Origin of the sequence: Kitasatospora sp. NPDC059408, assembly GCF_042751525.1 — a bacterium.
Taxonomy (GTDB): domain Bacteria; phylum Actinomycetota; class Actinomycetes; order Streptomycetales; family Streptomycetaceae; genus Kitasatospora.
This window is the reverse complement of sequence record NZ_JBHYWI010000133.1, coordinates 1-15,061: the sequence shown is the minus strand read 5'-3', so window position 1 is coordinate 15,061 and position 15,061 is coordinate 1. Positions and strand designations below refer to the sequence as shown.

Genomic DNA, 15,061 nt, shown 5'->3' with positions numbered 1-15,061 from the left:
CCTCACCACCGCCCACGCCCACCTCCACACCCACGGACACACCACCCCCACCCCCACCGGAAACCCCACACCCCTCCCCACCTACGCGTTCCAGCAGCAGTCCTACTGGCTGCCCACCACCCACGCCCTCGGCGACCTGAACGCCGCAGGCGTCACGGCCTCCGGCCATCCGCTGCTCGGCGCCACGGTCGCCCTGTCCGACGGTGACGGCCTGCTGCTCACCGGCGTGCTGTCGCTCCGCACCCACCCGTGGCTCGCCGACCACCGGATCGCGGGCCAGGTCCTGCTCCCCGGAACGGCCTTCGTCGAGCTGGCCTCCGAGGCCGCACTGCAGACCGGCCAGGACCGCATCGAGGAACTCACGCTGGAGAGCCCGCTGGTCCTGCCGACGACCGGGGCCGTTCAGCTCCAGGTGGTGGTCGGGGGTCCCGACGCCCGCGGTGAGCGGCCCTTCAGCATCAACTCCCGTGCGGACCGGGCCGAGGACCAGCCGTGGACCCGGCACGCCGGCGGTGTCCTGGGCACGGGAACGGACACCGCCCGGACGGCGCCCGCGAGTTGGCCACCGGCCGGGGCGGAGCCGGTCGACGTCTCCGACCTCTACGAACGGCTGGCCGGGCTGGGCTACGAGTACGGCGACGAGTTCCAGGGCCTCCAGGCCGCCTGGCGCCTCGGCACGGAGACCTTCGCCGAGGTCGTGCTGTCGGAGGCGCAGCAGTCCGAGGCCCACCGGTACGGCGCGCACCCCGCGCTGCTGGATGCCGCCCTGCACGCGGTCGTGATGGACGGCGACGGGGACGGACGGACCCCGCGCCTGCCGTTCGCCTGGAGCGGCGTCGGCCTGAGCGCCGTGGGTGCCCAGGCCCTGCGGGTGCGGGTGTCGCCGGTCGGCGAGGACTCCGTCGCGCTGGCCTTCTTCGATCCGGCCGGCGAGCCCGTCGGCGCGGTCGAAACGCTGACCCTGCGGGCCGTCCACCGGGACGCCCTCGCCCCGCGCGACGAGGCGGCCGCGAACTCGCTCTACCAGGTGGAGTGGGTTCCGGTGGCCGCCCCCGCCGCCGCGCCGACCGCCCCGCAGCGGTGGGCCGTCGTCGGCCGGTCGGCCGTCCTGCCGGCCGGGCTGGACGTCGACCGGTACGCGGACCTGGCCGATCTGTGCGCGGCCGTCAACGCCGGAAGCCCGGCGCCCACCGTCGTCCTCGCCCCGCTCTCCGTCCCGTCCGACGTCGAGCCCGGATCCGAATCCGACGCTCCGACGCTCGCTCGCCGTCTGGCACTGGACGCCCTCCTGCTCGTCCAGGAGTGGCTGGCGGCCGAGCAGTTGTCCGGCGCTCGCCTGGTGGTCGCCACCCAGGGCGCGGACGGTGACCCGCGACTCGCCACCGTCCAGGGCCTGTTGAGGTCGGCGCAGTCCGAGAACCCCGGGCGCTTCGTGCTCGCCGAGGTGGACGGCAGCGCGGCGTCCTGGCAACTCCTGCCGCAGGCGCTGTCCACCGGAGAGCCCGAACTCCTGCTGCGAAACGACGCGTTGTCCGCCCCGCGGCTGATCCGGGCGACCTCCGCCGAAGCCGACCGCACGGCCTTCACCGAGAACGGCACCGTCCTGATCACCGGCGCGACCGGCACCCTCGGCGCCCACCTCGCCCGGCACCTGGTCACCGAGCACGGCGTCCGGCACCTGCTGCTCGTCAGCCGCAGCGGCCCCAACGCCACCGGCGCCACCGAACTCGCCGCCGAACTCGCAGAGCAGGGCGCCCTGGCGACCATCGCGGCCTGCGACACCGCGGACCGCGACGCCCTCGCCGAGCTCCTCGCCACCGTGCCGGCCGAGCACCCCCTCACCGCCGTCGTGCACGCGGCCGGCGTGCTGGACGACGGAATCGTCACCACCCTCACCGCCGAGCGGCTGGACACGGTGCTGCGCCCCAAGGTCGACGCGGCCTGGCACCTCCACGAGCTGACCCGTTCGCTCGCCCTCACGTCGTTCGTCCTCTTCTCGTCGGTCTCCGGCATCATCGGCAACCCCGGCCAGGCCAACTACGCCGCCGCCAACACCTTCCTCGATGCGCTCGCCCGCACGCGGCGCGCGGAGGGGCTGCCCGCGGTCAGCCTCGCCTGGGGCCTGTGGGACCAGCAGGACGGCATGGCAGGCGAGCTCTCCGACGCCGACCGCGCCAGGATGAGCCGCAACGGCGTCGCGGCGATGCCGACCCCGGAGGGCCTCGCCCTGCTGGACCAGGCGCTCCGGCTCGACCGGGCCGAACTGGTACCGGCCAGGCTCAGCACCGCGGTGCTGCGCGCGCAGGCCGAGGCCGGCACCCTGCCGCCGCTCTTCCGCACGCTCGTCCGCGCCGTCCCCCGGCGGGCCGCCGCCCTGACGGCAGCCCCGTCCGCCCTCGGCGACCGGCTGGCCCGGCTCCCGGAGGAGGAACAGCGCGCGGCGGTCCTGGAGCTCGTCCGGAAGGTCACGGCGACCGTGCTCGCCCACCCGGACCCGGCGGCCCTCGACACCGAACGGGCCTTCAAGGACCTCGGCTTCGACTCCCTCACCTCGGTGGAGCTGCGCAACCAGCTGAACACCGCGACCGGGCTCCGGCTGCCGACCACCCTCGTCTTCGACCACCCGACCCCCGCCGCCCTCGCGCTCTTCGTGCAGACCGCGGCCCTGGGCCGGCCCGCCACGACGGCGCCGGTGGCGGCCGCGGTGGCCACGGACGGCGATCCGATCGTGATCGTCGGCATGGCCTGCCGCTACCCCGGCGGCGTCACCTCACCCGAGGACCTGTGGCGCCTGGTCACCGAGGGCCGCGACGCCATCACCACCTTCCCCGACAACCGCGGCTGGGACCTGGAGAACCTCTACCACCCCGACCCCGACCACCCCGGCACCTCCTACAGCCGCGAAGGCGGCTTCCTCCACGACGCCGCCGACTTCGACCCCGACTTCTTCGGCATCAGCCCCCGCGAAGCCCTCGCCATCGACCCCCAGCAGCGGCTCCTGCTGGAAGTCGCCTGGGAAGCCCTGGAACGCGCCGGCATCACCCCCGACACCCTCCGCGGCACCCGCACCGGCGTCTTCACCGGCGTCATGTACGACGACTACGGCGCACGACTGCGACCGGCACCGGAGGGATTCGAGGGGTACGTCGGCAACGGCAGCATGCCGAGCGTGGCGTCCGGCCGGCTGTCCTACACCTTCGGTTTCGAGGGCCCGGCGGTCACCGTCGACACCGCGTGCTCCTCCTCCCTCGTCGCCCTGCACCTGGCCGCCCAGGCCCTGCGCAACGGCGAGTGCGACCTCGCCCTCGCCGGCGGCGTCACCGTCATGGCCACCCCCAGCACCTTCGTCGAGTTCAGCCGCCAGCGCGGACTCGCCGCCGACGGCCGCTGCAAGCCCTTCTCCGACGGTGCCGACGGCACCGCCTGGGCCGAAGGCGCCGGACTCCTCCTCGTCGAGCGCCTCTCCGACGCCCGCCGCAACGGCCACCCCGTGCTCGCCGTGGTCCGCGGCACCGCCGTCAACCAGGACGGTGCCAGCAACGGTCTCACCGCACCCAACGGACCCTCCCAAGAGAGGGTGATCCGCCAGGCCCTCGCCAACGCGCGGCTCACTGCGGACGAGGTCGACGCGGTCGAGGCACACGGCACCGGCACCGCGCTCGGCGACCCGATCGAGGCCCAGGCCCTGCTGGCCACCTACGGGCAGGACCGGGAGACGCCTCTCCTGCTGGGCTCGCTCAAGTCGAACATCGGGCACAGCCAGGCCGCCGCCGGCGTCGGTGGCATCATCAAGATGGTCGAGGCGATGCACCACGGCGTGCTGCCCAAGACCCTGCACCTCGGCCGGCCGTCCTCGCACGTCGACTGGACCGCGGGCTCCGTCGAACTCCTGGCGGATCACCAGGAGTGGCCGGAGACCGGTCGGCCGCGCCGGGCCGGCGTGTCGTCCTTCGGCATCAGCGGCACCAACGCCCACGTCATCCTCGAACACGTGCCCGTGGCTGACGCTGCTACCGAGCCGGAGGTTCCGGGGAGCGCCGTCCACACCTGGGCGCTGTCCGCCAAGACCGAACCCGCACTCCAAGCCCAGGCCGCACGCCTGCTCACCTTCCTCCACGAACACCCCGACACCAACCCGGCCGCGATCGCCCACTCCCTGGCCACCACCCGCACCGCGTTCGAGCACCGGGGCGTCGTCATCGGCAGCGACCTCGACGAACTCACCCACGCTTTGGAGCAGTTGGCCGACGGCGAGGCCTCGCCGAACGTCGTGCGCGGGACGGCGGCCGGTTCCGGCAAGCTCGCCTTCCTCCTCTCCGGCCAGGGCTCCCAGCGCGCCGGCGCAGGCCGCGAACTCTACGAAACCCAACCCGTCTTCGCCGCTGCACTCGACCGCGTCCTCGCACTGCTGGAACCGGGACTTCGGGAGATCATGTTCGCCGAACCCGGCACACCCCAGGCCGAACTCATCAACGACACCCGCCACACCCAACCCGCCCTCTTCGCCCTCCAGACCGCCCTCTACCGGCTCCTGGAACACCAGGGCATCACCCCCGACTACCTCCTCGGGCACTCCATCGGCGAAGTCACCGCCGCCCACCTCGCCGGCATCCTGAACCTCGAAGACGCCACCACCCTCGTCACCGCACGCGCCCGCCTCATGGCCGACCTTCCGCGCGAAGGCGGCATGATCGCCGTCCAGGCCACCGAAGAACAGATCCTCCCCCTCCTCAACCAGCACGTCTCCATCGCCGCCATCAACGGCCCCCACTCACTCGTCGTCTCCGGCGACACCGACACCATCGACCTCACGGGATACCGCACCCGTGCTCTCACGGTCAGCCACGCCTTCCACTCCCCGCGCATGGACGGCATGCTCGACGAGTTCCTCACCGTCGCGAGCGCTCTGACGTATCACCCGGCGACAATCCCGGTCGTCTCCAACGTCACCGGAGAGCTCGCCACCAACGAACTCCACGACCCCCACTACTGGGTCCAGCACGTCCGCGGCACCGTCCGCTTCCACCACGGCCTCACCACCCTCACCCACCACAACACCACCACCCACCTCGAACTCGGCCCCACCACCACCCTCACCACCCTCACCGGACCCACCGCCACCCCCACACTCCGACCCAACCGACCCGAAAACCACACCCTCACCACCGCCCACGCCCACCTCCACACCCACGGACACACCGCCCCCACCCCCACACGACACCAGACAAACCCCACACCCCTCCCCACCTACGCGTTCGAGAACCAGACCTACTGGCTCAACCCCCCGTCCTCCGCACCCGACCTCACCCGCGCAGGTCTGACCGCCACGCAGCACCCGCTGATCAGCGCCGCGATCGAGCAGGCCGACAGCCAGGCCGTGCTCCACACCGGTCGGCTCTCGCTCGCCACCCACCCCTGGCTCGCCGACCACGCCATCCTCGACGCCGTGCTCTTCCCCGGAGCGGGCTTCGTCGAACTGGCCCTCCAGGCCGGACGCCGTCTCGGCCTGAACCGGGTCGAGGACCTGACCCTCGAAAGCCCGCTGGTCCTGCCGCCGGAGGAGGGTCTTCAGCTCCAGGTCATCCTCGCCGAGGCCGACGACCTGGGCCGGCACCCGTTCTCGGTCCACGCCCGCACGACCGACGGCGAGTGGGCCCGCCACGCCGGTGGCCTGCTGGCCACCGCCCGTCCGGCGGCGCAGGCCGGCGACCACGGCCTGGACGGCGCCTGGCCGCCGGCCGGGGCGGTTCCGGTCGACCTCGCCGAGCTCTCCGAGCAGCTACTCGAACAGGGCTACCAGTACGGGCCGGTGTTCTCCGGCCTGAGCGCGGCCTGGCGGCACGGCGGGGACTACCTCGCGGAGGTCGTCCTGCCGGACGGCACCGACGCCGACCGGTACGACCTGCACCCGGCGCTGCTCGACGCGGCGATCCGCCTGCTGACCCTCGACAACGAACCCGGCCGGCTGCGGCTGCCGTTCTCCTGGTCCGGCCTCACGCTGCACGCCTCGGGCGCCCACGCCGTACGCGTGCGCCTCACCCGGACCGGGGAGAACACGGTCGGCCTGCGGATCGTCGACACCGACGGCGCTCCCGTCGTGTCCGTCGAGACCCTGCTGGTCCGCCCGGTGGAGGCCGCGCAGCTCACGCGGAACACCCGCGACCTGCTGTACCGGCTGGACTGGAAGCCGGTCCTCCTCCAGGGCTCCGCCGAGCCCGCCGACCGGCCGCTCGCGGCCGAGGCGTTCCGCTGGCCGTCCGACGGCGGCACGACGACCGTCGAGCCGATCGCACTGTCCGCGCCGTCGTCCGCCGAGCCCCAGGACATCCTGCTGCCGTGCATCTCCGCCGGCACCGACGACCCGGCGGCGGAAGCGCTCGCGCTGACCGGGCGGGTCCTCTCCCAGCTCCAGGCCTGGACCACGGCCGACCGTCCGCACCCCGGCCGCCTGGTCGTCCTCACCCGTGGCGCCGTCGCGACCGAGCCCGGCGAGCGCGTGTCCGACCTCGCCGCCGCCGCCGTTCGCGGCCTGGTCCGGACCGCGCAGTCGGAGCACCCGGACCGCTTCGTCCTGGTGGACACCGACGACACCGACGGCTCGCTCCGCAACCTCCACGCCGCCCTGGCCTCCGGCGAACCGGAGTTCGCGCTCCGGGACGGCAAGCTGCTGGTGCCGCGGCTGGCCCCGGCGACCGTGCCGGACCTCCCGGCCCGGCCCGTCGCCGCCGAGGGCACCGTCCTCATCACCGGTGCGACCGGCGCGCTGGGATCCCTGACGGCCCGCCACCTCGTCACCACGCACGGCGCGCGCCACCTGCTACTGCTCAGCCGACGCGGCCCCGCCGCCGAAGGTGCCGACCAACTCGCAAAGGAATTGCGTGACTTGGGCGCCGAGGTCCGGATCGCCGCGTGCGACGTGACGGACCCGGCCTCGCTCGACGCGGTGCTCGCGACCGTCCCGAGCGCCCATCCCCTCACCGCCGTCGTCCACACGGCAGGCGTCCTGGACGACGGCACCCTGGACTCGCTGACCCTGGACCGGCTCGACGGCGTCCTGCGCCCCAAGCTCGCCGCCTGGAACCTGCACCGCGCCACTGCGGACCTTCCGCTCACCGCCTTCGTCCTGTTCTCGTCCGTCTCCGGCACCACCGGCACCCCCGGCCAGGCCAACTACGCCGCCGCCAACACCTTCCTCGACGGCCTCGCCCAGTACCGACGGGCCGCCGGCCTGCCCGCGACCTCCCTGGCCTGGGGACTGTGGGCCGAGGGCGGCGCGATGACCGACACGCTGACCCGGGCCGACCTGGCCCGCCTCAACCGAGGCGGCATCGCCGCACTCACCGCGGACGAGGGCCTGGCCCTGCTCGACGCCGCCCTCGCCAGCGACGAGGCGCACCTCGCGCCGGTGCGGCTCGACCGGGCCGCACTGCGCGCACAGGCCGCCGGAGGCACCCTGGCGCCCGTCCTGCGCGGCCTGGTCCGCTCCCCCGCCCGACCCGCCGCCACGGCGGCACCGGCGAACTCCCTGGCAGCCCGGCTCGCCGGACTGACCGCCCAGGAGCGCGACCGGTTGCTGCTCGACACGGTCCGCACGACCGTGGCCACGGTCCTCGCCCACGCCACGCCCGAGACCATCGACCCGGACCGGGGCTTCAACGAGATCGGCTTCGACTCGCTCACCGCCGTCGAACTGCGCAACCGCCTGAACGCCGGCACCGGCCTGCGCCTGCCCGCCACCCTCGTCTTCGACTACCCGACACCGCACGCGCTCGCCGCCCACCTCGGGGCCGAGTTGGCCGGCACCGAACCCGGCGACACCCCGGTGACCCCCGTGGTCCCGAGGTCCGACGACGAACCGATCGCCATCGTCTCGATGGCCTGCCGCTTCCCCGGCGGCGTCGAATCGCCCGAGGACCTGTGGCGGCTGGTCACCGAGGGCCGCGACGCCATCACCGACTTCCCCGACAACCGCGGCTGGGACCTGGAGAACCTCTACCACCCCGACCCCGACCACCCCGGCACCTCCTACGCCCGTCACGGCGGATTCCTCGACGCCGCCGACCGGTTCGACCCGGCCTTCTTCGGCATGTCCCCCCGCGAGGCGCTCGCGACCGACCCCCAGCAGCGGCTCCTGCTGGAGACCGCCTGGGAGACCTTCGAACGGGCCGGCCTCACCCCGGCCACGCTGCGCTCGACCCCCACCGGCGTCTTCACCGGTGTGATGTACAACGACTACGGCTCGCGCCACCACACCGCTCCCGAGGGCTACGAGGGCTACCTCGTCACCGGCAGCGCGGGCAGCGTGGCGTCCGGTCGGCTGTCCTACACCTTCGGTCTGGAGGGCCCGGCGGTCACCGTCGACACCGCGTGCTCGTCCTCGCTCGTCGCCCTGCACCTGGCCGCCCAGGCCCTGCGCAACGGCGAGTGCACGCTGGCGCTGGCCGGCGGCGTCACCGTCATGGCCACCCCGGCCACGTTCATCGAGTTCAGCCGCCAGCGCGGCCTCTCCGCCGACGGCCGCTGCAAGGCCTTCTCGGCCGACGCCGACGGCACCGGCTGGGGCGAGGGTGCAGGCCTCCTGCTCCTGGAGCGCCTCTCCGACGCCGAGCGCAACGGCCACCCCGTGCTCGCCGTCCTGCGCGGCTCGGCCGTCAACCAGGACGGCACGAGCAGCCAGCTGTCCGCGCCCAACGGGCCCTCCCAGCAGCGCGTGATCCGCCAGGCCCTCGCCGGCGCGCGGCTCACGGCGGGCGAGGTCGACGCGGTCGAGGCGCACGGCACCGGCACCAGCCTCGGCGACCCGATCGAGGCCCAGGCCCTGCTGGCCACCTACGGGCAGGACCGGGAGACGCCCCTGCTGCTGGGCTCGCTCAAGTCGAACATCGGGCACACCCAGGCGGCAGCAGGTGTCGCCGGCGTCATCAAGATGGTCGAGGCCATGCGCCACGGCGTGCTGCCCAAGACCCTCTACGCGGACGAGCCCTCGCCGCACGTCGACTGGACCGCGGGGTCCGTGGAACTGCTCACCGAGCAGCGGGAGTGGCCGGAGACCGGTCGGCCGCGCCGGGCCGGCGTGTCGTCCTTCGGCATCAGCGGCACCAACGCCCACGTCATCCTGGAGCATGTCCCCGCGGCTGACGCCGACACCGACAGCGAGCCGGAGGCCCCGGGCGCCGTCCACACCTGGGCACTGTCCGCCAAGACCGAACCCGCACTCCAGGCCCAGGCCGCACGCCTGCTCACCTTCCTCCACGAACACCCCGACACCAACCCGGCCGCGATCGCCCACTCCCTCGCCACCACCCGCACCGCGTTCGAGCACCGGGCCGTCGCCATCGGCAGCGACCTCGACGAACTCACCCACGCTCTACGGACGCTGGCCGACGGCGAGGCCTCGCCGAACGTCGTGCGGGGGACGGCGGCCGGATCCGGCAAGCTCGCCTTCCTGCTCTCCGGCCAGGGCTCCCAGCGTGCCGGCGCAGGCCGCGAACTCTACGAAACCCAACCCGTCTTCGCCGAGGCACTCGACCGCGTCCTCGCACTGCTGGAACCGGGACTTCGGGACATCATGTTCGCCGAACCCGGCACCCCCCAGGCCGAACTCATCAACGACACCCGCCACACCCAACCCGCCCTCTTCGCCCTCCAGACCGCCCTCTACCGACTCCTGGAACACCAGGGCATCACCCCCGACTACCTTCTCGGGCACTCCATCGGCGAAGTCACCGCCGCCCACCTCGCCGGCATCCTGAACCTCCAAGACGCCACCACCCTCGTCACCGCACGCGCCCGCCTCATGGCCGACCTCCCCCGCGAAGGCGGCATGATCGCCGTCCAGGCCACCGAGCAACAGATCCTCCCCCTCCTCAACGACCGCGTCTCCATCGCCGCCATCAACGGCCCCCAATCACTCGTCGTCTCCGGCGACACCGACACCATCGACCTCACCGGATACCGCACCCGTGCTCTCACCGTCAGCCACGCCTTCCACTCCCCCCACATGGACGGCATGCTCGACGACTTCCACACCATCACCAGCGGCCTCACCTACCACCCCGCCAAAATCCCCGTCGTCTCCAACATCACCGGAGAACTCACCACCAACGAACTCCGCGACCCCCACTACTGGGTCCAGCACGTCCGCGGCACCGTCCGCTTCCACCACGGCCTCACCACCCTCACCCACCACAACACCACCACCCACCTCGAACTCGGCCCCACCACCACCCTCACCACCCTCACCGGACCCACCGCCACCCCCACACTCCGACCCAACCGACCCGAAAACCACACCCTCACCACCGCCCACGCCCACCTCCACACCCACGGACACACCACCCCCACCCCCACCGGAAACCCCACACCCCTCCCCACCTACGCGTTCCAGCAGCAGTCCTACTGGCTGCCCACCACCCACGACAGCAGCGACGCAGACGGCCTCGGGCTCAGCTCCGCCGGGCACCCGCTGCTCGGTGCCGCCGTCGAACAGGCGGACGGCGAAGGCCTGTTGCTCACCGGCCGGCTCTCCAGGGGCGCCCACCCGTGGCTCACCGACCACGCTCTCGGCGGCAACGTCGTCTTCCCCGGCGCGGGAATCGTCGAGCTGCTGTTGCACGCGGGCGACACCCTCGACGTGCCGCGGATCGACGACCTCACCCTGGAGAGCCCGCTGGTGCTCCCGGCCGAGGGTTCCCTCGCGATCCAGGTGACCGTCTCGGCCGCGGACGGCTCCGGCCGACGTGCCGTCGGTGTGCACTCGCGCGGCGCGGACGCTCCCTGGACCCGCCACGCCACCGGCACTCTGGCACCCGCCGACCCCGCGGCTCCGGAGCCGCTCGGCGGCGCTTGGCCGCCGGCCGGCGCGACTCCCGTCGACGTCTCCGACCTGTACGGCCGGCTCGGCGACCTCGGCTACCAGTACGGTCCCGTCTTCCAGGGGCTCCGGGCGGCCTGGCGCCGCGGCGACGAGATCCACGCGGACGTCGCGCTCACGGACGAGTCGACGGCCGCCGGGTACGGCATCCACCCGGCACTGCTGGACTCCGCGCTGCACGGCATCGGACTCGGCCGCGACCTCCAGGGGGAGCTGCCGTTCGCCTGGTCCGGGATCACGCTCCACGCGGCGGGTGCGACGACGCTGCGGGTGACCATCCGGCCCGACGCCAACGGCGCGCTCAGCCTGCACGCCGCCGACGCGACCGGCGCTCCGGTGCTCAGCGTCGATTCCCTCGCGCTGCGCCCGCTCGACCTCGGCGAGCTCGCCGCGGCATCGCGGTCCGACGACCGCCACCTCTACCGGCTGTCCTGGACTCCGCAGCAGACGACTCCGGGCGAGTCGGCCTTCGTCTCCCTCGGCGCCCAACTCGACGGAGCCCGCGCCCACTTCCCCGACATCGACGCGCTGATCGGCGCGGTCGCGAGCGGCACCGAGGTGGCCGGGGCGGTGTACACGATCGCTCCGGCGGGTGATTCGCCCGAGGAACTGCGCGTGGTCACCGACCGGGTGCTGGCCCTCCTGCACCGGTGGCTCGCCGAGGACGCCCTCGTCGACAGCCGGTTGGTCGTCCTCACCACCGGCGCCACCGGGGAGCGCCCCACCGACCTCGCCGCCGCCGCCGTCTGGGGCCTCGTCCGCTCCGCCCAGAACGAACACCCCAACCGCATCACCCTCCTCGACACCGACACCGACACCACCGAACTCCCCGCCCACATCCCCGACGAGCCCCAACTCGCCCTGCACGACGGCACCTTCCACACCCCGCGACTCACCCGCGTCACCACCGAACCCGGCGCCCTCACCCTCGACCCCGAAGGCACCGTCCTCATCACCGGCGGCACCGGCACCCTCGGCGCCCTCACCGCCCGACACCTCATCACCGAACACGGCGCACGCCACCTCCTCCTGGTCAGCCGCAGCGGCCCCAACGCCACCGGCGCCACCGACCTCACCGCCGAACTCACCTCCCACGGCGCCAAGGTGACCATCACCGCCTGCGACACCGCAGACCGCGACGCCCTCACCGAACTCCTCGCCACGGTGCCGGCCGAACACCCCCTCACCGCCGTCATCCACACCGCCGGCGTCCTCGACGACGGCACCATCACCGCCCTCACCCCCGACCGCCTCGACACCGTCCTACGCCCCAAGGCCGACACCGCCCACCACCTCCACGAACTCACCCGCCACCTCGACCTCCAAGCCTTCGTCCTCTACTCCTCCATCGCCGGCACCATCGGCAACCCCGGCCAAGCCAACTACGCCGCCGCCAACACCTACCTCGACGCCCTCGCCCACCAACGCCACGCCGACGGACTCCCCGCCACCTCCATCGCCTGGGGCCTGTGGGCCGACACCAGCACCATGACCGGCACCCTCCACGAGGCCGACCACGCCCGCCTCAACCGGACCGGCATCGCCCCGATGACCGCCGACGAAGCGCTCACGCTCCTCGACGCCGCCCTGGTCAGTCGGCACCCCAGCACGGTTGCGGCCCGGTTCGACCCGGCCGCCCTCCGGAACCGGGCGAAGGCCGGCACCCTGCCGTCGGTGCTCACGGGCCTCGTACCCCGGACCGAGCGCGGGAACGACGCCCCCCGCACGGCCCCCACCGGCCCGTCGGTGGTCGACCGACTGGCCGGACGCACCTCCGACGAGCAGCTCGCCCTGCTGCTGGAGCTCGTCCGGACGAGCGCCGCGGCCGTCCTGGGACACGCGTCCGGGGACGGCATCGAGGAGCACCGGGCGTTCAAGGACCTCGGCTTCGACTCGCTCGTCGCCGTCGAACTGCGCAACCGGCTCAATGGCTCCACCGGCCTCCGGCTGCCCGCGACCCTGGTGTTCGACCACCCGACACCCCGGGCCCTCGCCGAGGAGCTCCTGGTGCTGCTGGCCCCGGGCGGCGCGGCCGACACCGAACTCTCCCCCGAGGAAGCGGAGGTCCGCCGGATCCTCAACTCCGTCCCCCTGTCCCGGCTCCGTTCCTCGGGCCTGCTCGACCGGCTGCTCAGGCTCACCGAGTCCGACCAGCCGGCGGACGACCCGTCGACCGAACAGCCCGACACCGACGCCATCGACGACATGAGTGCCGAGAGCCTCATCCAGCTCGCCCTTGGCGAATTCCGATCCTGACGAGAGCCGAAGGAGGCACTTTCACATGGCCGCACCAGACGAGAAGGTCGTCGAGGCACTGCGCAGTTCACTGAAGGAGGTCGAGCGGCTCCGCCAGGAGAACCAGGCGCTCGTCGCCGCCGGCAGCGAGCCGATCGCCATCGTGGCGATGAGCTGCCGCTACCCGGGCGGCGTCCGCACGCCCGAGGACCTCTGGCGGTTGGTCGCGGACGGCTCCGACGCCGTCGCCGGCTTCCCGACCGACCGCGGCTGGGACCTGGACGGGCTGTACGACCCCGACCCGGAGCGGTTCGGAACGTCGTACACCCGTGAGGGCGGGTTCCTCGACGACGCGACCGGCTTCGACGCCGAGTTCTTCGGGATCAGCCCCCGCGAGGCGCTGACCATCGACCCGCAGCAGCGCATCCTGCTGGAGATCGCGTGGGAGGCGGTCGAGCGGGCCGGGATCGACCCGACCTCGCTGCGCGGGAGCCGCACCGGCGTCTTCACCGGCATCATGTACGCCGACTACGCGGCCCGCTTCCTGCACCAGCTGCCGGAGGAGTTCGAGGGTTTCCTCGGCAACGGCAGCGCGCCCAGCATCGCCTCCGGCCGCGTGGCCTACACGCTCGGCCTGGAGGGTCCGGCGGTGACCATCGACACCGCGTGCTCCTCCTCCCTGGTGGCCATGCACCTGGCCGCACAGGCGCTGCGCAACGGCGAATGCACGCTGGCACTCGCCGGCGGTGCCACCGTTCTCTCCACACCTGCCCTGTTCGTGGAGTTCAGCCGCCAGCGCGGCCTCGCCGTGGACGGGCGGTGCAAGCCGTTCGCCGCTGCGGCGGACGGCACCGGCTGGGGCGAGGGCGCCGGACTCCTGCTCCTGGAGCGCCTCTCCGACGCCCGGCGCAACGGACACCCCGTGCTCGCCGTCCTGCGCGGCACCGCCGTCAACCAGGACGGCGCCAGCAACGGTCTCACCGCCCCCAACGGCCCCTCCCAGCGACGCGTCATCCGCGCCGCGCTGGCCAACGCCGGACTCATGCCGAGCGAGGTCGACGCGGTGGAGGCGCACGGCACCGGCACGAGCCTCGGCGACCCGATCGAGGCCCAGGCCCTGCTGGCCACCTACGGCCGGAACCGGGCGGAGCGGCAGCCTTTGTGGCTCGGCGGCATCAAGTCGAACATCGGGCACACCCAGGCCGCGGCCGGTGTGGCCGGCGTCATCAAGATGGTCGAGGCCATGCGCCACGGCGTGCTGCCCAAGACCCTGCACGTCGACGAGCCCTCGCCGCACGTCGACTGGACCGCGGGGTCCGTGGAACTGCTCACCGAGCAGCGGGATTGGCCGGAGACCGGGCACCCCCGCCGGGCCGGCGTGTCGTCCTTCGGCATCAGCGGGACCAACGCCCACGTCATCCTGGAGCATGTCCCCGCGGCTGACGCCGACACCGACACCGAGCCGGAGGTCCCGGGCGCCGTCCACACCTGGGCACTGTCCGCCAAGACCGAACCCGCACTCCAGGCCCAGGCCCGCCAACTCCACGCCCTGGTCGCCGAGGACACCGACCTCGGCGCACTCGCCCACTCCCTCGCCACCACCCGCACCGCATTCGAGCACCGGGCCGCCGTGATCGGCACCAGCAGCGAGGACCTCCTCGCCGGACTCCACACCATCGCCAACGGCGAATCCTCCCCGTCGGTCGTGCGCGGGACGGCGGCCGGTTCCGGCAAGCTCGCCTTCCTGCTCTCCGGCCAGGGCTCCCAGCGCGCCGGCGCAGGCCGCGAACTCTACGAAACCCAACCCGTCTTCGCCGCTGCGCTCGACCGCGTCCTCGCGCTACTGGAACCCGGCCTGCGGGACATCATGTTCGCCGAGCCCGGCACACCCCAGGCCGAACTCATCAACGACACCCGCCACACCCAACCCGCCCTCTTCGCCCTCCAGACCGC

At 73.2% G+C, this 15,061-nt stretch carries 2 protein-coding genes; both read left to right on the top strand.

All coding sequences use genetic code 11. The features are described 5' to 3' along the window. The first annotated feature begins 109 nt into the window (after window positions 1–109). Window positions 110–13,129 (top strand): SDR family NAD(P)-dependent oxidoreductase, encoded by a 13,020-nt coding sequence (locus ACFXDE_RS41960; protein WP_380499459.1) that lies wholly within the window; start codon window positions 110–112, stop codon window positions 13,127–13,129. Then, window positions 13,110–15,061, top strand: a 1,952-nt coding sequence (locus ACFXDE_RS41955) for a type I polyketide synthase (RefSeq protein WP_380499458.1), incomplete at its 3' end; no start/stop codon positions are given. The genes ACFXDE_RS41960 and ACFXDE_RS41955, both read left to right, overlap by 20 nt.